Origin of the sequence: Bacillus sp. FSL W8-0770, from assembly GCF_038008705.1 — a bacterium.
Taxonomy (GTDB): domain Bacteria; phylum Bacillota; class Bacilli; order Bacillales; family Bacillaceae_G; genus Bacillus_A; species Bacillus_A cereus.
Genome location: NZ_JBBOZR010000001.1, coordinates 3,305,120 through 3,326,577, shown reverse-complemented (window position 1 = coordinate 3,326,577; position 21,458 = coordinate 3,305,120). Strand labels below are relative to the sequence as shown.

Here is a 21,458-nt window from a genome sequence, read left to right as displayed (position 1 = left end):
TTTAGTTGCTGAAATAAATAGATTTATTTTTAAATAAGGAAAGTATCAGTCTTAATTGTGATGAGGGGAGGGGTATTTAAAATAATTTTTTATTGTTGTTGTATCAATTTGGTCAGCAAATAAAGAGGAGGGAGATTTTTGAAAAGTATTATGAAGGGTATGACATGTCTTGTTCAATTGTTCAATATAAGGAATGTATATATAATCTAAAACTGCTGGAGGTAATTCTAAAGTTTCTTGTTTCCATAAATCGAACTCATTTGGATTAATAATTTGCATACTTCCAAAATGAAAAGCTATTAATTCATCTTGATCAATAAAAACTTTATTATCTGTTTTGGATATAGAACTGCTATTTAAAATGACATTCCAAGGTGCTGCATCAATACCTTTATGAGTCATGATTTTTATATTAGAAAAGATGTTAGGAATGTGATTTAAATATTTTTGGTCACCCCATCTATTCATTTCAACATCATATTGATTATTGCAATATTCTAGGCATTTATCTTTCCACCATGTTAAAATTTCTTTACTATTTTGATCATTTTTGAAGCCTACTAAACCAGCTTGGTATATACCGTGTATGCTTTCAATTTCAGTAGAGCTTCTTTGAGGGCAAAGGAATACAGAGTACTTCCACCATTCATCAAGAATGATATTAGGTGCTGTAAAGAAATACATATCAGCATCACAATATATAATGTGATCAACTTCCGGATAAAGACTAAGGACATGTAGACATAGGGGCGCTTTTAATGTCCAACAATACTCTTGTAAACTTCTATCATTTTTTATACTGAGGAGTTCATGATTTTCAATTTCTTTTACCGGAATTAGTATGGCGTGCTTTAATTTTAATTTCTCTAATATTTGATACGTTAAATCATCCATACAACAGATCCATACAGTAAATTTAGCGTTGAAATTTTCTAAGGAATAATAAGAGGTCAATCCTTGAATTAATCGTTCTTTACTTATAATCATGGAAAAGTTCATAAAATGATTGGATTGATTCATTTTTCTTCTTAATTGTGAATCTTTATATAAAGTTTGAGCTTTATTTATATCTTTTTTACTTAAAAATTGTTTAGTATCTTTATTGAATTTATCCTTTAATTGCTTTAAAACAAATTGAATTCTCTCTAAATACGGAGTGTAAATATGGTTTAATATATTATTGGGTATTGAAATTTCTCCCAAAGACCAAAGATCAAAATCATTTTCAGTAAAGATAGTAATACATGCAAAATGGTAAACAACTAGTTTGTCGTTTTCAATAAATATATCGTTTTTAGTCTTGTCAATTTTATAATCGTTATTATATATACAGTTCCAAGGCGCAGCATTTATACCTAAGTTATTTGAAATTTTTACTTTTGGAAAATATATAGGGATATAATCTAAATACTTTTGGTCTCCAAATTTCCCCTCCTCAGCCTCGGCACTGCACCAATCTATACATTTATTTTTCCACCATCTTACACTTTTTAGTCCATAGAGATCATTCTTAAATCCAATTAGACCAGCCTGATATTTTCCATACATTTTTTCTACCCAATCACGATCTCTTTGGGGGGTTAGGAAAATAGAATGGTCACCCCATTCCTCAAAAATAATATTAGGGTCAGAGAAAAAGCATAAATCACCATCACAATATAGAATAGATGGTAAATCATAATTGACCAATAAATATTCTATCAAGACAGATTTTAAAGTCCAACAATATTCATTTACTTTTCTTTTTCTCTTAATTGCTTTTAATTCACGATCTTCCAATTCTTCAACTTGTAAAAGGTTTACATTAATTAAACTCATTTCTTTTAATAGTGAATATACAAAAGGATCTATACAACAAATCCACAATGTGAATTTTTCTGAGTACTGCATTAATGATTGCTGTAAAGCAATAATTTTCAAGACATACTCACTACCTACAATGACGCAGAAATGATTATTTAGATCATGTTGTTGATTATAGAATTGGGGATCAATTCTTTTTTGAGTATTTTTTTTGGAGAGATTTGAAGCTTTAATTCCTGTTGAAAGTGGGTTAACTATTTTCTCATTAGAGGGGATATACAATCGAGGTAAACTTATTTTTTTATCATTAGAGTTCAATGCTTATTCAGTCCTCTCCACTAAAATTTATTTGGATTCCAACTTTCATTTACAGTTTTTAAATCTTTAGGTGTATCGACACTAGCCCAAAAGTCATTGTGTTCATAGACTGCGAGCTCATTGTCTTTTATTAAATTTCGAAGAGGATCTTCTTCTAGAACACAATCATCATTATTACTTAAATAATCGAATATTTCTTTGTTAAATACAAAAAAACCGCCATTAATTACTTCATCAAGTAATGGTTTTTCTTTAAAATCAATAGCAATTCCATCTTCGACCGCCAATAGGCCGTATTGACTATTTTTTTTAATTCCAGTTAATGTAGCAATTTTTCCTTTTTCTTTATGGAATGCTATTAGTTGATCAATATCTATATTGGCTAATCCGTCACCATAAGTTAATAAAAAGGTTTCACCCTGTACAAAGGATTCAAGTTTTTTTAGTCTTGCCCCGGTCATTGTATCAATTCCTGTATCTATAAAGTGTATATTCCAATTTTCTAATTTCTGAAGTAGCGTATATTGACTGGTTTTAAAATTCAAACTAAAGTCATTCTCTTTCCAGCTAAAGTCCATAAAATATTCCTTAATTTTCTCACCTTTATATCCTAAGGGCAAAATGAAATCAGAATGTCCATATTTTCTATACCAATTCATTATATGCAAGAGGAGAGGCTTTCCTTGAACTCGAACTAATGGTTTGGGAATGTCCTCTAAAATTCCTTGCATCCGAAGCCCTTTTCCGCCACACAAAATTATGACTTTCATAGATTTATTTCCTTCCTCTCTATATATTTTACTAATTTAAACTATGTAGTTTGTTTGGTAAATGTATACACGGTTGTACCATAATGACAATCAACTAAAAAAAATATGTTAGATTTATAATTCAGATGCTGATTAAACGTGGAGAATACACATTGTAGTTTATCATTAATTATATGTAAATTAGGTTCTTTTAAAATCTATGCTTTAGTTTATTTAATATTAATGAAAGAAATTGCTTGTTCTTAAGATAAAAGAAGGGGAAGGAAATCAAGGGAATTGAAGAAGCTTATAATGAAATATCCAAGAAGACAAAATATAAGATAAAGTATGGAAGTAAGTAGTCGTGAATGCACTACATAAGCAGAATATGCTGATCGCATAAATGATTATACAGAAATCAACAGAAGAATAACAAAGGGAATTAGTCATTTGAAGGAAAATGGAACAACTATTTTTACATTTTATAAATTCAAAAAAGAGCACCGCATAAAGGTGCTCTAGTGATGGAACTAATTTTGTAAAGAACTATTTATTCAATAAAGAAGGACTTACGAATTATTATATGAACGTTTTGTTAATTAAGTGTGTATCAATTAGACAGGAATTTTATTTCTCTACACCTATTTGATTTTACGGGCCAAATCATGTTAAAAGTAAGAAGGAAATTATTAAGTTAATGTTATTTTGTTTAAAATAACATCCCAATCGGAATCATCACCTTCCCATCTATCCTGATAACGTGGGAGTTCAATTGAACAAACCCGCGATATTCCCCAATTTTGTTCAACAATATTAGATATACCCTCCTTGAAATTAACAATAAGGATATTAAAATCCTTATTTGTAATTTTAGATAATACGTTTTGTAATTCAACCGCTTCATCTCGATTTCCCCAAATTCTAATGAATAAAATGGATTCACTACTATTTATTTTTTCAAGGAATTGATTAATTCTAGTGTCTAATTTAGCTTTAAAAGAAGGATAGGTTGATTTCAAATCCTTTTCTGAATTAATAGGAAAATCATGCATTGAAAAACAATTATAATAAGTGTCCTTTATACAGTAGGTAATTCGTTCTGCCCATTTAATTTGATTATCAAATTCTGATTCAATAAGACCGTAACTTTCTGAACCTTCTATAATCATATTTTCCAACTTCATAAATTTTTTAAATCGATTTTGAAGTAATCTGTTTACATCTGAAAGTGATGGATAATAAAACCAATCTAAAGGTCCAGAAAATGTTCTTAAATTGTGTCTTTTGATTTGGTTGGTGACTTGACACAATCCTCCTAAACTTACAATTACGCCATAGGATTTTTGTATATCTTCTAGGTTCATCCTCATCATCCTTTATAAAAGTAATTTAAATTATCTGTTCAGTATATGATGCAATAACATATTGATGTGGACCTATATATCACAGTACATAGAGCTAAGACATTTGTATAAATTTAAAAAGTCAAATACCTAAGTTGAGGGATTTCATCTTTGATGTTATATCATGGAGTTACTATTGGAATGAAAGCTGGTAGGGATATTGCGCCAGAGTTATATTTTCTGCAGTAACTTAATTTAGAAAACTGTTCTTGATTACTGTAGTAAAATTGTTGTTTTTTAAACATTACTTATCCGGATTCATGAAAAGTATTTTAATGTATTATTTTATATAACAATATTTAGTTTTAATATTAAAACTAAAATATGGAAGTAACATAGGGGATTTACGCATATAGTAATGTTGATGGTAAAATTAACAAAATTTTCATTTAAATCAGATAAAACTATGGTGTTTTTAACTTATAATAATGTTACTACGATGAAAAAATGGCTACTAATTAGTTAATTTAAAAATCAATTTTAGATAGGAAGAGGATAATGAAGATCAGAGATAGTTATAAAATTATTGTAATTGGTGCTGGGACAGCAGGACTATCTTCTACTGCACATTTATTACGAAATGTACCCCTATTTAAAGAAAGTATAGCAATTATTGATCCATCAAAAAAACATTACTTTCAGCCACTATGGAGTTTAGTGGGGGGAGGAATTGTTTCAAAGGAAAGTACGATGCGTAATCAGGAATCGCTTATTCCAAAAGGGGCAACGTGGATCCCTAAAAGTGTTGTTAAGTTATTTCCATCTGAAAATAAGATACTTTTAGATGACGGACTGTTACTTGAATATGAAATTCTTATTGTAGCAGCTGGTATACAAATAAATTGGGACAGTATTAAAGGCTTAAAAGAGTCTATTGGCACTAATGGGGTATGTAGCAATTATTCTTATACATCTGTTGATTCTACTTGGAGAGAAATCGAAAAATTTAAAGGAGGAAATGCGCTTTTTACCCACCCTAATACTCCTATTAAATGCGGTGGTGCTCCACAAAAAATTATGTACTTAGCAGAGGAGTATTTTTGTAATAGTGGTGTAAGAAACAGAAGTGAAGTAATGTTTTATTCTGCAAACAATAACATATTTCAGGTTCCACGATATGCAAATACTTTAGAACAAGTACTAGAAAGAAAGCAAATTATAACGAATTATAATAAAAATTTAGTGGAAATTATCGCCGAAAAGAGAGAGGCAATTTTTGAAGATACGCAAACACTAAAAAGAGAAACCGTACCATATAGTATGATACATGTTGTTCCACCAATGGGGCCACCTAATTTTATTAAAGAGAGTGAGATAAGTGATCATCAGGGATGGGTAGATATAAGCCCTTATACTTTGCAGCATGTGCAATATAAAAATATTTTTGGACTTGGAGATTGTACCAATTTACCTACCTCTAAAACTGGAGCAGCAATTCGAAAACAAATACCCGTCTTAAAACAAAATATTATGGACGTACTTAGCGGAAGAGATTTACAGGCTAAATATGATGGATATACATCATGTCCGATTATTACAGGATATAAAAGTCTTATACTCGCTGAATTTAACTATGAACATGAGCCACAAGAAACGTTTCCATTTAATCAAGCGAAAGAAAGGTATAGTATGTTTTTACTTAAAAGATATATGTTGCCATATATGTATTGGAATTTAATGTTGAAAGGGATTCTATAGGAGAAGATAAAAAGTGGTTACAAAAATTGAAAATCAATTTGAAATAACTAATTGGAGGGAGTAGATATGCTTTTAAAATATTTTTATGATGAAAAATTAGCACATGCTTCCTATTTAGTCGGTTGTCAGAAAGAAGGCGTAGCAATCGTTATTGATCCTAGTCGCTATATAGAACAATATATAGAATTTGCTAAGAAAGAAGGGATGGAAGTAATTGCTGCGGCTGAGACTCATATTCATGCTGATTTTCTTTCTGGGTCTAGAGAACTTTCTACTCTTTATCATGCAAATTTATATGTATCTGATGAAGGAGATTGTGATTGGAAATATCAATATCTTAACGAAGGTCGATACAAATTGGTTAGAGAGGGTACAGAGTTTAAAGTAGGTCATATAAAATTTGATGTAATTCACACCCCAGGGCATACGCCTGAAAGTATTTCTTTTTTAGTAACTGATACAAGTCAAAATAACTATACGAATGATAAGCCGATAGGGATATTCACAGGTGATTTTATATTTGTAGGAGATATAGGAAGGCCGGATTTATTAGAAACTGCAGTCGGTATGAAAGATACTGCAAAAATAGGAGCAAAACAATTATTTGACTCTATACAAAAAATAAAAATACTTCCTGATTATTTGCAAATATGGCCATCACATGGTGCAGGAAGCGCATGTGGAAAAGCATTAGGAGCAATTCCAACTTCTACATTAGGTTATGAAAAGATGTTCAATTGGGCATTTCGGTGTAATGAAGAAAGTGATTTTATATCGACTTTATTGACGGGACAGCCAGAGCCTCCAAAGTATTTTTCATTAATGAAGAATTTAAATAAGTATGGTCCGCCAATTCGTAAGAAGAGAAAAAGTACTGCTATTAATACAGTAGAAGAACTTCAAGAAATTTTGAAGAGCGTTTATCAAATAGTTGATATAAGGGATGTAGAGAGTTTTGCTGCAGGTCATATCGAGAAGTCAATTAACATACCTTATAACAATTCTTTCACAACTTGGTGTGGATGGTTATTAGATTATAAAAAAGAAACTTTAATAATTCTAGATGAGGAAAAAGTTAAAGTAGAGGCAGTTATTAGAGAATTTGAATCTATTGGGTTAGATAATATTATTGCTTTTGCACCCTTAAAAGTAATACAAAGACTTGATAGATTTGAAAGTTACAAAGAAAAAACATCGATTGAATTATATCCGCATATAAAAGGTGGAAGCGTTAAGGTTATCGATGTGCGTAGTAAAAAAGAGTGGGAGGAAGGACACCTTCATGATGCAATACATATCACTTTAGGTAATCTATTTGAACAACTAGATTATATACCGAAAGATTTTCCAATAGTTTTGCAATGTCGAACCGGATTACGTTCCGCTATAGCAGCTAGTATTTTACAAAGAGCTGGTATAAAGGAAGTAGTGAATTTAAAGGGAGGATTTCTTGCATGGAAAGAAGAAGGGCTTCCTTATACAACATGCAATCTCAATGTGTAGGAAAATATTATATGCTAGGTAAGAATAATTAAAAGAAGTTATAGATGACGTGTTAGAAAAGGGAATCATAATTGTCGCAGATTCAGGAAATACATTAGGATTATTAATTGATTATCCAGTTAAATATGAAAATGTAATATTTGTTTTAGCATTAAATAATTTAACATTGGATCCATCTTTTATGGAATGGCAGTGTTGGAAGTACTTAGGTATTATCAATAAGAACCCAATTTAAAATTCTCTTTGATGCAAGAGAATTTTTTTATTGGGAATAGTAAGGGGGAGGGGAGGTGCATTACATATGGGAAAAGGTAGAAGTAATAATGCTGGTAAAAAGCAACCGAATTTTGATGATTCATCTAATTTTGCTAAACAAAGCCAACCGACAGAAAAGAAGAAGAAATAAGAACAGGAGCTCTCTTGATAAAGGGAGCTCCTGTTAAAAGTGGACTGACGTTTCAGAATAACATATCGATGGATTAACCCAATAGCCATAAATACAAGGTTTTAATTTTTCGAAGGGCACCTAATTTAATATTATTGTCCTGCTTTTTTATACTTATTGACGCGTTAAATCCATTTAAAATGCTCCTTAATGGCGTTGGGCGTGACCTTCATTAAAATTTTTTAAACCTAATGGGACTTACCATTAAGAGGGCGAGGATTAAAGTAATCCATGCATTACTATATGAAAACAATGCCATACCAGCCAATGATAATCCTGCAGCTGGAATAGGTAATCCCTTAAAATATCCAATAGTTGGTTTAATACTAAATTTAGCTAATCTTAAAGCACCCATTGTTGGGAATAGGATAAATGCCAAAGAAGTTAAAATAGAAGGTGTTGCTATCGTATGAAATAAAAGCGCAGGAGCGACGCCGAAACTAACAATATCAGCTAAGGAATCCAATTCTACGCCAAACTCACTGTTCACTTTTAATTTTCTTGCAATTCTTCCATCAAGAAAATCTAAAACAGCTGAAAAGAAAATGAGAATGGAGGCTGCTCCTAAATATTCACTCATATTCAAGGTGATTGAGAAAACACCGCACAATAAATTTCCAATCGTAAATAAATTCGGTATAACTTTTACAAGCTGATTAAACAAGTTTGTTCCTCCTAAATTAATTAAACTTCACATTTCTGTAGCAATTTCTATATATTCTTCCGTTATTCTTAAAAATATATGACCACTGTATTACTGTAAGCTAATTAAATTTCGATAAGAGAAAAATTGATTTCTTAAATGTTCCACGGGTTTATAAAAATGTTTAATCATTTTCAGTACGCGTTATTGAATATTAGCACTTGATAGTTGATCTTTCGAGTAGTCAGGGATTTTCCGGTTCTGGTGCAAAAAATTAAAGGTAATTAAAAATAATCTCTAAAAAGGAGACATAATGATACTATTATTTTAAAAAGGTTCGTGGTTGGTATCGAATATAAAAAAATAGAATTTTTATACAAAAATCACCCGAAAGGGTGCCTTTTGTACCTCTTAAAATGACTGAAGATGTGTTTACTTGAGTTCATTAGGTAGTTAGAGGTTGATAGACTATCTTTAACGAAAATGTTGAGTAGTTCATCTTCATTATATATCAATTTAATAATGATTGGGGATTTAGAAAGTTCCATGGAAAGTACATATCAACCTGATTGGAAGATTGGAAATTTAATAACTGGTGATACATTTTACTTAACGCAACATTTTGGTGCGCAAATGAAAATTTTTAAAGTCCACACAAATGGTACCCTAGAACGATTCCAAACAATAGAACCAGAATTAAAATAAAATTTTTGTAGCATCAATTAAATTCATTTCTTGTTATGCAAACACACTTTCAGCGGAACTAACTTCTTCACTATTTTGCGCTGGAAAGACTGTATAAAAAATGGTTACGTTTTCTGATCTTGAAATAACCCTTTCAAATTGCAATCCTGCTTTTTCTAAAAGCTTTACTGCATCAACAATAGAAGTAATTGCTACAAAAGTTTTTCAAATAAAATTTATAAAAGCTTGATAGGTAATACCAAGGGAAAAGACCGTAGCTACTATATGTGCAGTCCATTTAGGCATATTTAAATTTAATACGGTATTGTACAACATTCCATATACGATACAAATGATTAATATGAATGCAATGAATTGAAGAACTAATAAAAATAGCGGTTGTTCCATTTATTCTCACTTCCTTTATTTGATATATTAATATAATTTATTTAAATGTGAAAGTTTTATTTCTATGAATTTCCAAAAAATGTGATATGAAAGGCATAGTAGTAATCACAAGAATTACTGCAAAACTATAAATGGAACTAAAAGTATTATGACGAGATCAGTAAAATAGTAAAGAAGGTCACCATTCACGGCGACCTTCTTTACTATGCGTTATACCCAAATAATTTTAAATCTTCTCCTGAATCTGAAATGATTTTCTCAAATCGTAATCCTACTTTTTCTAAAAGCTTTCCTGAGGCGATGTTATCTACAGAAGTAATTGCTACAATTCGTTTCATGCCGAGCTTTTGTACACCGTATTCGATTATCGCAGAAGCTGACTCGTAGCCATATCCTTTTGAACGGAATGTCTCTAAAAAGGCAAACCCGATATCAACGTCTTCTAATGAATCTCTTTTAATAAGGCCACACATACCAAGTGGAGTGAGATCTTTTTTTCGTTCTACTAAGTAAAGGCCGAATCCAAGTTTGTTATACATATCGATGGGACCGTTTACAATATAATTTTTTGCATCTTCTAAGTTACTAACTCCTTTGTCACCGATAAACTGAATCCATGCAGGATCGTTTACTAACTCAAGAATAAAAGGAGCGTCTTTTATATCAAACCAGCGAAGATTAAGACGTTCAGTTTCAAGAACTATCAATAATTACACCACCTTTAAAAAGTTATAACAATTAGTATGGATTGTGTAAAACAAAAGTGCAACATATTTTAATGGGGGTGTTTGTTCACATAAAGTTCGTTTGTTTTGTATAGAGAGATATCTTATAATTAGGATTAATTGTAAAGAGTGAGATGCTTATACAATGACTCCTAGGTGACTAGGAGTTTTTACTATATAACTATCATTATTACTAAATATGACACACTATACATTCTACTCAAGGAGGTACATAATGAAGAAATTATATAATGCATCGTTTACGTATTTGATTATCGGTTTATTATCAGGGATTTTCGCTAGGGAGTATGGTAAGTATAAAGGGATTTTAGGGTCTACTTTGTTAAATCTTTTGCATACGCATACACTTGTACTTGGCTTTTTCTTCTTTTTAATTGCTTTAGGATTAGCAAAAGTATTCGCGTTTCATGAAGTGCAAGGGTTTAATAAGTGGTTTGTTTTACATAATATTGCATTAACATTAATGTTAGGTTCGCTAGCAGCGAGAGGGCTTCTTCAGTTAAATGGAGCTGACTTTAAAGGGTTAACTTATATTGTAGGATTTTCTCATTCGTTGATGGCAGTTACTTTAATTTGGTTTATGTTGTTAATAAAGAAATCGTTTAAAATGTAGTGAAAAAGAACTTGTAGCGTGTGCTGCAGGTTCTTTTTTGTATGTTCAGGTTTAATAATCTTATTTTTCTGATTATTTTGTATGAAGATGGTATACTTGTTTTAAAATTAAAAAGGAGAGTTGATTATGGAAATAACAATTGAACATGTAGTAAATGAATTAAAAGGCATACTTCCTGAAGATCGAGTAGTAATAAATATGACAGTACGAGAGTTACATAGTAAAGATGAATCTTACCATAGTAGTAGTTTACCTGATGTAGTTGTTTTTCCAAAAACGACCGAAGAAGTTAGCGCGATAATGAAAATAGCGATTCAGCACGGAACAGCTGTCGTTCCATTTGGAGTAGGGTCCAGTTTAGAGGGACATGTAATTCCTTACGAAAAAGGAATTACAATGGACTTTTCTCTTATGAACAAAATACTTGAAATAAGAGAAAAGGATTTTCTTGTGAGAGTACAGCCAGGGGTGACGCGCTCTCAGCTTAATAAAGAATTGAAAAAGTATGGATTATTTTTTAGTGTAGACCCAGGAGCTGATGCAACGTTAGGAGGAATGGCTGCTACAAATGCGAGCGGAACGACAGCGGTAAAGTATGGGGTAATGCGTGATCAAGTTCGAGATTTAGAAGTCGTTCTTGCTGATGGAGGAGTAATACATACCGGGAATTTAGCAGCGAAGTCATCATCAGGTTATCATTTAAATGGTATTTTCGTAGGCTCAGAAGGAACACTTGGATGTTTCACGGAGTTAACTTTAAAAGTATACGGTATACCAGAACATGTTATGGCTGCGAGGGCATCGTTTCCAACTATAAATGATGCAGTAGAAGCTGTAATTAACATATTACAAGCAGGTATTCCAATCGCGAGAATTGAACTCGTTGATGAATTATCTATGAAACAAGTAAATTATTACAATGAAACAAGTTACAGAGAAGAACCGACACTGTTTTTAGAGTTTCACGGCAATGAAGCAGGGTTAAAGCAAGATATTGAATTTACGAAAGAAATCGTTCTTGATCATAAATGTATAGAAATTGCGTTTGAGACGGAAACAGCAGCGAGAAATAAGCTGTGGGATGCAAGACATAACTTAGCGTACTCTTACGTGCATAGTTATCCTGGTAAAAAGCTAATGAGTACAGACGTATGTGTACCAATTTCGGAATTAGCTGGAGCGATTCAACATGCGAAAGAGGTATTACATAAAGTAGGGCTTATTGGCGGTATTCTCGGTCATGTTGGGGATGGGAATTTCCATGTACTCTTAATGATTGACACAAATGATAAGGAGGAAGTGAAGAAGGCAGACGAAATAAATGAAAGTATCGTTCAGTATGCTCTTAAACGAGGAGGAACGTGTACAGGAGAACATGGCGTTGGAATCGGGAAACGAAAGTATCAAGAAGAAGAACATGGGGCGGCATTATTTGTAATGGAGAAAATAAAGAAAGTTCTTGATCCGCAAAATATTTTGAATCCGAAAAAGGTGTTTCAATTAAAAGATAGGGGCTGAGTGGATGAAAGTAATATAGCTGGAAAGTATTTTGCATTTTGGACCGGTTGCTGCACTCCCAAGTGTATTAGCGGCAGTATGGCATAACATTGCAGGGCCAATATTAGCAACCATCTGGTCAAAAAATAAAAAGAATACTTTCAGCGATGAAAATGTATCAATAAATATAGAAAAATAGGAATGATAAATAATGCAAAAACGTATTGTACATTTTGAAGGAATGGTTGTATTTTTAGCCACGATTTATATGTATTCGATATATGAGTTTAGTTGGATTATATTTTTTGTATTCCTTTTAGCGCCGGATCTATCAATGTTAGCATATGGGATTAATAATCACGTTGGTGCGAAAATATATAATGTATGTCACACATATATCATATCCATATTAATTGTTCTAATAGGTGTCTATTTTAAGATGGATATCGTTATAATGATTGGCTTAATATGGACAGCACATATTGGAATGGATCGAATGTTTGGATATGGATTGAAATATGAGACGGATTTTAAGGATACTCATATTCAACGGTTATAATTTGTTTTGAGAAGAGGGGTACGTTGAAGCAGAGAATTGCTATCGAAGAATATAATGTCAAATGGGAAAGTGAATTTAATAAAATATACACTCTTATTAACAATGTAATGGAAGACAGCATTGTATCTATTGAACATGTTGGGAGTACATCTGTTAAAGGGCTTGCATCAAAACCAATACTAGATATTGATATTGTAATAGAAGAGTACGAAATTTTTCATGAGGTAGTAAAAAAACTTGAGAAGATAGGGTACTATCATCAGTTAGAATGGAGCTTTAAAGGAAGAGAGGCGTTTGGAAGAAAGGATACGTTCGTTCCATGGAACGAGAGAAATACAGTTTGGATGGAACATCATTTATATGTGTGTGATAAAAATAGTGAAGAGTTGAGAAGGCATATAGTGTTTCGAGATTACCTTCGTGAACATACTGAAGTAGCTAATGAGTATGGAAACTTGAAGGAAGAGTTAGCAAGAGAGTCGAAAAATCGATCTAGTTATATTGAGGGTAAGACCGTATTTATTACAAATATATTAGAAAAAATAAACTAAAGCAGCATGGAATACATGCTGCCTATTGTTTTGAAATAGAAAGCTGCCATTATAAAACAAATACAAACTGGCCCTGTTGATTGATGCGGTTACTAAATATAATAGGAAACAAAATAGAAAAGAGCGGAAAAGAGGGAGCTTATGTACATACCAAAATATTTCGCAATACAAGATGAAGAGATGAAGTACGAAATAATGGAACAAAATAGCTTTGCGACATTATTTTCTCAACATAACGGAGAACCATATGCAACGCACTTGCCGTTGTTATTAAATAGGGAGACCCTTACTTTACATGGTCACTTCGCACGGCCGAATGAACAGTGGAAAGATATTGGGACTCAGCAAGTACTAGCTATATTTCAAGGACCACATAGTTACATCTCTCCGTCATGGTATGAAACAAACAATGCAGTACCAACATGGAATTACGTTGCAGTGCATGTATATGGTGAATTAGAAATTGTTGAAGATGAGAAGACATTAGTAGATTCTCTTCAAGATTTAGTAAATAAATATGAAGATCCAGAGAGCACCTACTCACTTAATGATGTAGATCCGAATTATATGGGAGGATTAAGTAAGGGAATAGTTGGATTCAAAATAAAGATAAATAAAATAGAAGGAAAAGCGAAGTTAAGTCAAAATCATTCTGTAGAGAGACAGAATTTAGTTGTGGAGAAACTTGAGAAAGTTGGTAGTGAGGAGAGTAAGAGGATTGCGGAGTTGATGAGAAAATAAAGCCTACATGAAAGGGAAATATTCTAAATAAGCGTATTTAAAAAGACCTTCTTAATTGAAGGTCTTCCGTTTTTTAAAGTGCTTTTTCAGTTGTTGTTGAGTTGTAGTCTTTACTTACGTCAACGGATTGAACAAGGTCAGGTCTTTGGGGTGCCGGGGTGTCCCCAATGTTTAATGCTACATATCCTAACTGTGTTTTCGGTGTTTCTGAGGTGAAGCTTAATCCAAGAGTTGTGATGCTAATAACAGCTAAGCCAATGATGCTCAATTTAATCTTTTTCATTATATCAAAGCTCCCTTTTCTTCATGTTTTTTTCTTGCTTGATTGGCCATGTAAAAGTATTGACTAGCTTTTATATGGTCTTCTTTTTCATAAAACATATTTGCTAGAACATCAGTGTACTCTTGTATACATTCCCAAAGGTTTTCTGTTTTAAAGTAAGAAATTCCTTCCAAAATTATCATTTCTAAATCATTTATAGAAGTTTTATTATTTAGTTCTCTTAAAATCATGAAACGATATTGAAACTCTTTGTTTTCTAGTTTATTTGAAATGTTTAATCCTTTTTTTATAAGTTCTTTAGCCTGAGTATATTCTCCAAGCTTGTAGTATTCACGTGCTTCAACAAAAAGTGCTTTAAAGTGATTTGGTTGCTTAGTTGTAACCTCTGAAATATGACGCATTGCTAACTCTGAAAGGTTTTGACTTGCATATAGCCAAGCTAAATTATGTCGTACTCTTAATGATAAAGTCTCCTCTGAATACTTCTGTAGAATATTTAATGCTGAATCAAGTCTAATTTCAGCTTGTTCAAACTGTTTTAAATCAATACAAGATAAACCAAAGATGTTATCACACAAAGCAACATTAATTTCACAGTTTATATGTTTTGAAAAAATCGCTTTAGCTTCATTTGCAGATTGGATTGCTACTAGTGGTTGATATGTTTGATAATAATAGGAAGCTAAGCGGTAGTTAAATTCAGCATTCTCTAGTTCGTCAGATACGTGTATTAGCAGCTTTTTAGCGTTCTCGAAAAGGTGTTTTGCTGCATTGTAGTTTCCAATAATTGTATTGTGAATAGCCTTGAAAAAATGATAATAATAAGAAAATAGCCCATTCTCTGGAAGTGGGAAAGAATCAATTTTATTAAAATCATCTTTATTAATATTTAAACCATCTGTTAAAATTTTGTATCTGAAATTAAAAAGTGAATAATACAATTGTAGGTTTGTATCTTCTTCTGAATTAGAGATGATATTTTCAATATCTTTTTTTATTTTTGTTGCATGGGTAGTTTGATGCTGTAAGATAGCTCTATACCAGTCATTAAATAATTTTGTAATTTGTTCATTACCTTGTAGTTGAACGTTCATGAAATCCCCTCACTTTTTGAATATTCTTATAAAATATAGTATCAAAAATAAAAATATTTAGGAATGATGTTTTATATTTCTCAATATTTGTTTAACAAGCTTACGAGTAAGTCTATTGGAATAATGTAGAATTTGTTTTGGATTAAAGAAATGGCATCGGGGGATGTGCATTTTAAAGTTTTAGTTGAGTGGGGGATATAAAAAGGGTGCGTTCACACAATTTATATGAACGCACCTTTTTACATATTAAACAATCAAGTCCCACAAAAAGTACGATAAGGGCGATTCGTCGGTGCAGGCGGAATGCAGTATTCTTCTTGATCTGTAGAATACGCATAAGGATTTGATAAAGCTTCAAGAAGTTTCTCCATTACGCTATAATCGCCATTTGTGACAGCTGCTTCTAGTGCTTCTTCTACACGGTGGTTCCTCGGGATGATGGATGGGTTATTATTTTTCATCATCTCGTAGGCGTTTTCTTTCGAATGTTCTTGTCTTTCTAATCGAGATTGCCACAGTTTGTACCATTTTTTAAATTCAGGACTATCGAATAGAGGGATATTTTCTAACGTATCAAGAGTTAATGAACGGAATGTATTAGTGTAATCTGCTTTATATTTCTCCATCATTTTTAAAAGTTGCTCAATAAGTGGTTGATCTTGTTCTTCGGTACTAAATAGTCCTAATTTCTTTTTCATTCCAAGGAACCAATGGTTTTCATACTGTACGCTAAATTTCGAAATTTCGTCTTGGGCGATTTTTAATGCTTCTTCTTCATCTTCGTGCAGAATTGGTATTAAAGATTCTGCTAATCGAGCGAGGTCCCATGCGGCCATATATGGTTGATTTCCATATGCATAACGACCTTGTGTGTCAATAGAGCTAAATACGGTTCCTTGATTGTAATTGTCCATAAATGCACAAGGACCGTAATCAATTGTTTCGCCACTAATCGTTATATTGTCAGTGTTCATTACACCGTGGATAAATCCAACAAGTTGCCATTTTGCGATAAGACTGGCTTGTCTTTTAATGACTTCTTGTAGTAATGCAGTATATCGGTTTTCATGAGCTTCAATTTCTGGGTAATGCCTTTTTATCGTATAGTCAGCTAGTGATTTCAGGTCCTCTATTGAACCACGAGCTGCAGCATATTGAAATGTACCGACGCGTATATGGCTACTAGCTACTCTAGTTAAAATTGCTCCAGGTAACTTTGTTTCACGATATGTTGCTTCACCAGTTGTGACAACTGCTAAACTGCGAGTAGTCGGAATATCAAGTGCATACATTGCCTCACTAATGATATATTCACGTAGCATCGGACCGAGTGCAGCACGACCATCTCCTCGGCGTGAATAGGGAGTAGGGCCAGAACCTTTCAGTTGAATATCGAAACGCTTACCTGAAGGAGTAATTTGTTCGCCAATTAAAAGAGCACGACCGTCGCCTAACATATTAAAATGTCCGAATTGATGGCCAGCATATGCTTGAGCTAATGGATGAGCTCCTTCTGGGAGTGCATTACCAGCGAAAATAGCAATTTCAGCTTCCTTTTTCAGTTCTTCAGGGGTCAAGCCAAGAGATATCGCTAATGAATGGTTTAGTTTAACTAACTCCGGTGAACTTACGGGAGTAGGGGGGATTTCTGTATAAAATGATTGTGGTAAAGTCGTATAACTATTATCTAAATTCCAACCTGTTTCATTATTTTTAGTCATTGTATCTCCTCCTTTTTGTATTTTAAGTTATGTATTTGTACGTATGTATTCTTTGTAAAGTTAACTAAAAGTATAATATAATATTTCCCCTTGCAATCTATTGTAAGGACTTCATTGCACTATGTCTATTTAACAGCAAATTTAAAACCTCCATTTTAAGAAAATGGAGGTTTTTATTATTGTTTAATTTTTACAATTATTTTTCCTTTTGCTCTTCCAGACTCTGAATATTCCATTGCTTTTTGAGCATCTTCAAAAGGGAAAACTCGATCGATTACCGGTTTGATTTTTCCGGCTTCAATATAGTTTGCAATAGTACGTAATTGATCCCCGCTTGGCTTCATAAATAAAAATGAATATTGAGCATTATGCTTTTTTTCAAGTGCAGTAAGTTTTTTGCTGGCTAATGAAAATAAGAGAGTTTTAAAGAAGCCTGAACCAAATTCTTTACCGAAGCGAGCATTCGGCATACCTGAAACTGAAACAATGTTTCCTCCGCTTTTTATAATATTGAATGATTTTTCAAGTGTTGTTCCGCCGATTGTATCAAATACTGCATCATAATTTTTGAGTATTTCTTCAAATTTTTCTGTTTTGTAATTAATAATTTGATCTGCGCCAAGAGACGTTACTAAATTTGTACCAGCTTCACTAGCAGTCGTTGTAACAGTAGCACCCATTATTTTTGCTAACTGAATTGCGAAAGTACCAACACCACCGGACCCAGCGTGAATTAATATTTTTTGTCCTTTTTGTAAATGCATAATATCATGTAGTGCTTGATAGGATGTTAAGCCAACGAGTGGAATCGACGCCGCTTCCTCAAAACTTAAATTTTTTGGTTTTAAAGCTATATCATCCTCATGAATGGCTATATATTCCGCGAAAGTACCGATCTTATTTTTTCTTGGACGTGCATATATTGCATCGCCGACTTTAAAACGAGTTACTTGCGATCCAACCTTCACGATGACACCGGAAAAGTCATTACCAAGGATTAGAGGCATTTCATATTTCAGTAACATCTTTACTTTTCCATCACGTATTTTAAAATCAATTGGGTTAATACTAGCTGCATGAATTTCTGCGAGCACTTCATACCCATTAATTTCAGGAGTAGGTACCTCTGCCATACGCATTGGGACTTTTCCATATCTATCAATTATCATTGCTTTCATTTCTTATACCTCCAAGTTTTAATAAAAGTTTTGCAATAGCTTCTCAATATCTAATACAAGATTTTTTAATAAACCTAATTTTGTACGTATATCAATATAATAAAAATTCTTTGTACCTTCTTTTCTCATTAAAATAATGCCAGCTTCTCGTAAAATCTTAAGGTGATGTGATACTGCTGGACGGGAAAGGTGTGTTTGCTTCGTAATTTCTCCTACACGTAATCCTGTTTGACATTCCGTTTCCATTAGCACTAATAAAATAGCTTGACGTGTTTCATCACCAATTGCCAATAATACTTTTTGAGAATCAATAAAATCTTTTTTTATAATATTTAATTGTTCTTGTTTATTCATTTCAATCACTTTGCCTCCAGGTAATTAGTCGAAAGGTTTAAGATGATGAACCATTACTTCGATACGGTAATGCTACATGATTGTTGTATGAGGTGCAATATTGAGAAAGAAAATCGAGACGAATGAATTTTTTATTGTTGAAAATTATAGGGAGATAGAAAAAGGATTGGAAGGATTACATAACACAATAGATGAAGTTTTAAAAACAAAAAATGATGTAACAATAAAATAAGCGGTCGTAACCTTGTATAATCCATAAGGTTACGACCGCTTATAATGTTTGTATTATTTTTGATTTTTACGATAGAACATGGTTCAACGTAAAGTACATTCTTTTGTTTTACACTTTCATACAGACACAATTCAGGTGGATTATAGATGTATGAAAAGGTAAAAGGAATTTTGGGGCGTAATCTATCTATATGATAATTCAAAATGAAATATAAGTCTATATTTTAATGTTTTTTTTGATTATATTTATGTCACTGAGCTCAGAACAATGATGTGGAGGGTAAATATATGAAATCGAATTATGTACCAGTTTTAATTGTTGGAGGGGGATTATCTGGGTTAGCGTCTGCGTTATTTCTTGCAAAACATAATATTGAGTACTTACTTATTGAAAGGCATCCGTCTACTGCCATTCATCCGAAAGCAGGCGGTCTTACTTTACGTACAATGGAGTTATTTCGAGAATTAGGTTTGGAAAAAAGAATTAAATTGGCAGGTAAAGCATTAGAGAACTGCAGAGGAAGAATAGCGGTTCATACAATAGCTGAGGCGAATAAAGAAGAATTGGAACAAATGAGAGCGACGCAATACGGAAACGATGAAGAGTTACTTCAAAAAATAGAAAAGATTAGTCCATCAAAACAAACTGCGTGTTATCAAATTATTTTAGAAGAGATGATGTTACAAGAAGCGAAAACATTAGGCGAGCAACTATCTTTTTATCATGAATTAGTTTCATTTGAACAAAATGAAAACGGGGTAAAAGCAACGATTCGAAATCGTGAAACAGAAAAAGAAAGTGTCATACATTGTGACTATGTAATTGCAGCGGATGGAGCGAAAAGTAAAATACGTGAGCAGTTAGGGATTAAAACTGAGGGTCGTGGAACCATTGGTGGCTATTATATGAATATTTATTTTGAAGCTGATTTAAGTGAGTTTATACAAGGAGATGCATTCGGTTTTTCGATGGTACTTCATCCGGAGGTTCTTGGTGCACTTATCCCGGTTGATAACGTAAAAAAATGGATTTATCATGTAGCCTACGATCCATTAAAAGGAGAGGGGCTAGAGGACTTCACTATAGAACGTTGTAAACAAATTATTCAAATAGCAATTGGAAGTACAAATGTTGAATCAAAAATATTAAGTGTTTTACCGTGGGAAGCCGCTGAAAGTACAGCGGTGAAATTTCAAGGAAATCGAACCTTTTTAGTTGGCGATTCTGCACATATTATGCCGCCAACAGGAGGATTTGGTTCAAATACAGGAATACAAGATGCGCACAATCTAGCTTGGAAATTAGCGGCTGTTATAAAAGGGAAGGCAAAACCAAAATTGTTAGAAACATATCATGAGGAGAGACACTCTGTTGCAAAATTAACGACAGCTTATGCAAGTAGTTTACTGTTTCGTGCTGCGAATAGAGAGGAAGGCAGTTTGAATAATATGGATGGTTTAGCTGTTACAGTTGGATATCAGTATTGTTCAGAGGCGATTATAGATGATTCAGTCACTCCGCATAGAATGGATAGCATAGAGTTGAACGGAAGACCTGGAACGCGAGCGCCACATTTATGGGGAACGTATGAGGGGAAGAAAGTTTCTACATTAGACTTATTCGGTAACAGTTTTGTATTACTTACAGGAGTAGAAAATAGTTCTTGGGCTGAGGCAGCACATGCTGTTTCAGCTAAATTAGGAATACATCTAAAAGGGTATCGTGTTGGCTTAAGTGGAGACTTTATTGTTCCAGAAGATATTTTTAGCAAATTATATGGTATAGAGAATGGAGGTGCTGTATTAATTAGACCAGATGGCTTTATCGGATGGCGTTCGGAAAAAACGGTAGTAAATCCAGATATAGTATTGGAAGAGGTAATGAGAAATTTATTATGTGATTTTTAAGTAACTACAGAAATATTGTTTTATGTACTTCACTGTACTGAAAAAAATATTCACAAATTTCAATAGGTTTGATATGATTAAATTCGACAAGTTAATAGAGGCCGGAGATATTTGAGAAAAGCCATAAATTTATTTAGGGATACAGGAGTGTATTCTAAATAATTTATGGCTTTTTTTATTGAATGAACCGTACAAAATAGGGAGTTACATGTGAAAAGGAGGGCTATAGAAATTAAATAGGATAATACTAGTTTTCTATATTAATAATATAGAAAACATTTGTAAGATTGGAATTTTAATATAGGTTTATAAAAATAATGAAAGTGTG

Annotated in this window: 21 protein-coding genes and 1 pseudogene; 11 read left to right on the top strand and 11 right to left on the bottom strand. The window is 32.6% G+C overall.

Annotated features, from left to right (window positions below; genetic code table 11):
• Positions 1-51: 51 nt before the first annotated feature.
• From NST27_RS17140 to NST27_RS17130, 3 genes are all read right to left on the bottom strand, one after another.
• Complete coding sequence (locus tag NST27_RS17140) at positions 52-2,121, bottom strand: hypothetical protein (RefSeq protein WP_001087526.1); 2,070 nt, start codon at positions 2,119-2,121, stop codon at positions 52-54.
• Positions 2,122-2,141: 20 nt separating this feature from the next.
• Positions 2,142-2,891 (bottom strand): sugar phosphate nucleotidyltransferase, encoded by a 750-nt coding sequence (locus tag NST27_RS17135; protein WP_000864432.1) that lies wholly within the window; start codon positions 2,889-2,891, stop codon positions 2,142-2,144.
• A gap of 668 nt (positions 2,892-3,559) precedes the next feature.
• The gene (locus tag NST27_RS17130) at positions 3,560-4,234 is read right to left on the bottom strand and encodes a papain-like cysteine peptidase (protein ID WP_001047148.1); all 675 of its coding nucleotides are present in this window, start codon (positions 4,232-4,234) and stop codon (positions 3,560-3,562) included.
• A gap of 537 nt (positions 4,235-4,771) precedes the next feature.
• On the opposite strand from NST27_RS17130, the gene NST27_RS17125 reads away from it, so the two are divergent.
• Entirely contained in the window at positions 4,772-5,971 is a 1,200-nt protein-coding gene (locus tag NST27_RS17125) for an FAD/NAD(P)-binding oxidoreductase (protein ID WP_000701886.1), read from the top strand.
• Positions 5,972-6,037: 66 nt separating this feature from the next.
• Positions 6,038-7,474, top strand: a complete 1,437-nt coding sequence (locus NST27_RS17120; RefSeq protein WP_000925327.1) for an MBL fold metallo-hydrolase — start codon at positions 6,038-6,040, stop codon at positions 7,472-7,474.
• Between the two features lie 617 nt (positions 7,475-8,091).
• On the opposite strand, the gene pssA is transcribed toward NST27_RS17120, so the two are convergent.
• Complete coding sequence (pssA, locus tag NST27_RS17115; RefSeq protein ID WP_000483080.1) at positions 8,092-8,583, bottom strand: CDP-diacylglycerol--serine O-phosphatidyltransferase; 492 nt, start codon at positions 8,581-8,583, stop codon at positions 8,092-8,094.
• A 501-nt stretch (positions 8,584-9,084) separates the two neighbouring features.
• Between pssA and NST27_RS17110 the strand changes: the two genes are divergently transcribed.
• Positions 9,085-9,267 carry a DUF5065 family protein gene (locus tag NST27_RS17110; RefSeq protein WP_002000399.1) on the top strand — a complete coding sequence of 61 codons (183 nt, stop codon included), beginning with the start codon at positions 9,085-9,087 and terminating at the stop codon, positions 9,265-9,267.
• A gap of 204 nt (positions 9,268-9,471) precedes the next feature.
• Here the strand turns inward: NST27_RS17110 and NST27_RS17105 are convergent, their stop codons facing one another.
• Together NST27_RS17105 and NST27_RS17100 are read right to left on the bottom strand one after the other, a co-directional pair.
• Complete coding sequence (locus NST27_RS17105) at positions 9,472-9,654, bottom strand: hypothetical protein (RefSeq protein WP_000437513.1); 183 nt, start codon at positions 9,652-9,654, stop codon at positions 9,472-9,474.
• Positions 9,655-9,857: 203 nt separating this feature from the next.
• Positions 9,858-10,361: a GNAT family N-acetyltransferase gene (locus tag NST27_RS17100; RefSeq protein WP_000636208.1), complete on the bottom strand. Its 504-nt coding sequence runs from the start codon at positions 10,359-10,361 to the stop codon at positions 9,858-9,860.
• A gap of 253 nt (positions 10,362-10,614) precedes the next feature.
• Between NST27_RS17100 and NST27_RS17095 the strand changes: the two genes are divergently transcribed.
• From NST27_RS17095 to NST27_RS17070, 6 genes and pseudogenes are all read left to right on the top strand, one after another.
• A complete protein-coding gene (locus NST27_RS17095; RefSeq protein ID WP_000737896.1) occupies positions 10,615-11,013 on the top strand; it encodes a DUF2871 family protein in 399 nt (132 codons plus the stop codon).
• 126 nt (positions 11,014-11,139) lie between these two features.
• On the top strand, positions 11,140-12,531 hold the full coding sequence (locus NST27_RS17090) for an FAD-binding oxidoreductase (protein WP_000406571.1): 1,392 nt from the start codon (positions 11,140-11,142) through the stop codon (positions 12,529-12,531).
• Between the two features lie 34 nt (positions 12,532-12,565).
• Positions 12,566-12,709 (top strand): annotated as a pseudogene (locus NST27_RS17085) (bile acid:sodium symporter family protein); the annotation flags it as partial.
• A gap of 12 nt (positions 12,710-12,721) precedes the next feature.
• Complete coding sequence (locus tag NST27_RS17080; RefSeq protein ID WP_001172065.1) at positions 12,722-13,069, top strand: DUF4260 domain-containing protein; 348 nt, start codon at positions 12,722-12,724, stop codon at positions 13,067-13,069.
• A gap of 23 nt (positions 13,070-13,092) precedes the next feature.
• A complete protein-coding gene (locus NST27_RS17075; RefSeq protein ID WP_000813523.1) occupies positions 13,093-13,620 on the top strand; it encodes a GrpB family protein in 528 nt (175 codons plus the stop codon).
• Positions 13,621-13,761: 141 nt separating this feature from the next.
• Entirely contained in the window at positions 13,762-14,361 is a 600-nt protein-coding gene (locus NST27_RS17070) for an FMN-binding negative transcriptional regulator (protein WP_000275795.1), read from the top strand.
• A gap of 73 nt (positions 14,362-14,434) precedes the next feature.
• Here NST27_RS17070 and NST27_RS17065 read toward each other — a convergent pair whose 3' ends face one another.
• The 5 genes from NST27_RS17065 to NST27_RS17045 form a co-directional block, all read right to left on the bottom strand.
• Entirely contained in the window at positions 14,435-14,644 is a 210-nt protein-coding gene (locus NST27_RS17065; RefSeq protein WP_000721431.1) for a hypothetical protein, read from the bottom strand.
• Positions 14,644-15,738, bottom strand: coding sequence for a response regulator aspartate phosphatase (locus NST27_RS17060; RefSeq protein ID WP_001102728.1), 1,095 nt, complete (start codon positions 15,736-15,738; stop codon positions 14,644-14,646). The genes NST27_RS17065 and NST27_RS17060 overlap by 1 nt, the downstream gene beginning before the upstream one ends.
• A gap of 254 nt (positions 15,739-15,992) precedes the next feature.
• Complete coding sequence (locus NST27_RS17055; RefSeq protein WP_000164925.1) at positions 15,993-17,459, bottom strand: protein adenylyltransferase SelO; 1,467 nt, start codon at positions 17,457-17,459, stop codon at positions 15,993-15,995.
• A gap of 176 nt (positions 17,460-17,635) precedes the next feature.
• Positions 17,636-18,637 carry an NADP-dependent oxidoreductase gene (locus NST27_RS17050; protein ID WP_000646448.1) on the bottom strand — a complete coding sequence of 334 codons (1,002 nt, stop codon included), beginning with the start codon at positions 18,635-18,637 and terminating at the stop codon, positions 17,636-17,638.
• Positions 18,638-18,655: 18 nt separating this feature from the next.
• Entirely contained in the window at positions 18,656-19,000 is a 345-nt protein-coding gene (locus tag NST27_RS17045) for an ArsR/SmtB family transcription factor (RefSeq protein WP_000571870.1), read from the bottom strand.
• Between the two features lie 91 nt (positions 19,001-19,091).
• Between NST27_RS17045 and NST27_RS17040 the strand changes: the two genes are divergently transcribed.
• Together NST27_RS17040 and NST27_RS17035 are read left to right on the top strand one after the other, a co-directional pair.
• Positions 19,092-19,223, top strand: coding sequence for a hypothetical protein (locus tag NST27_RS17040; protein ID WP_001227549.1), 132 nt, complete (start codon positions 19,092-19,094; stop codon positions 19,221-19,223).
• Positions 19,224-19,510: 287 nt separating this feature from the next.
• Complete coding sequence (locus tag NST27_RS17035) at positions 19,511-21,130, top strand: FAD-dependent oxidoreductase (protein WP_000841674.1); 1,620 nt, start codon at positions 19,511-19,513, stop codon at positions 21,128-21,130.
• Positions 21,131-21,458: the final 328 nt, after the last annotated feature.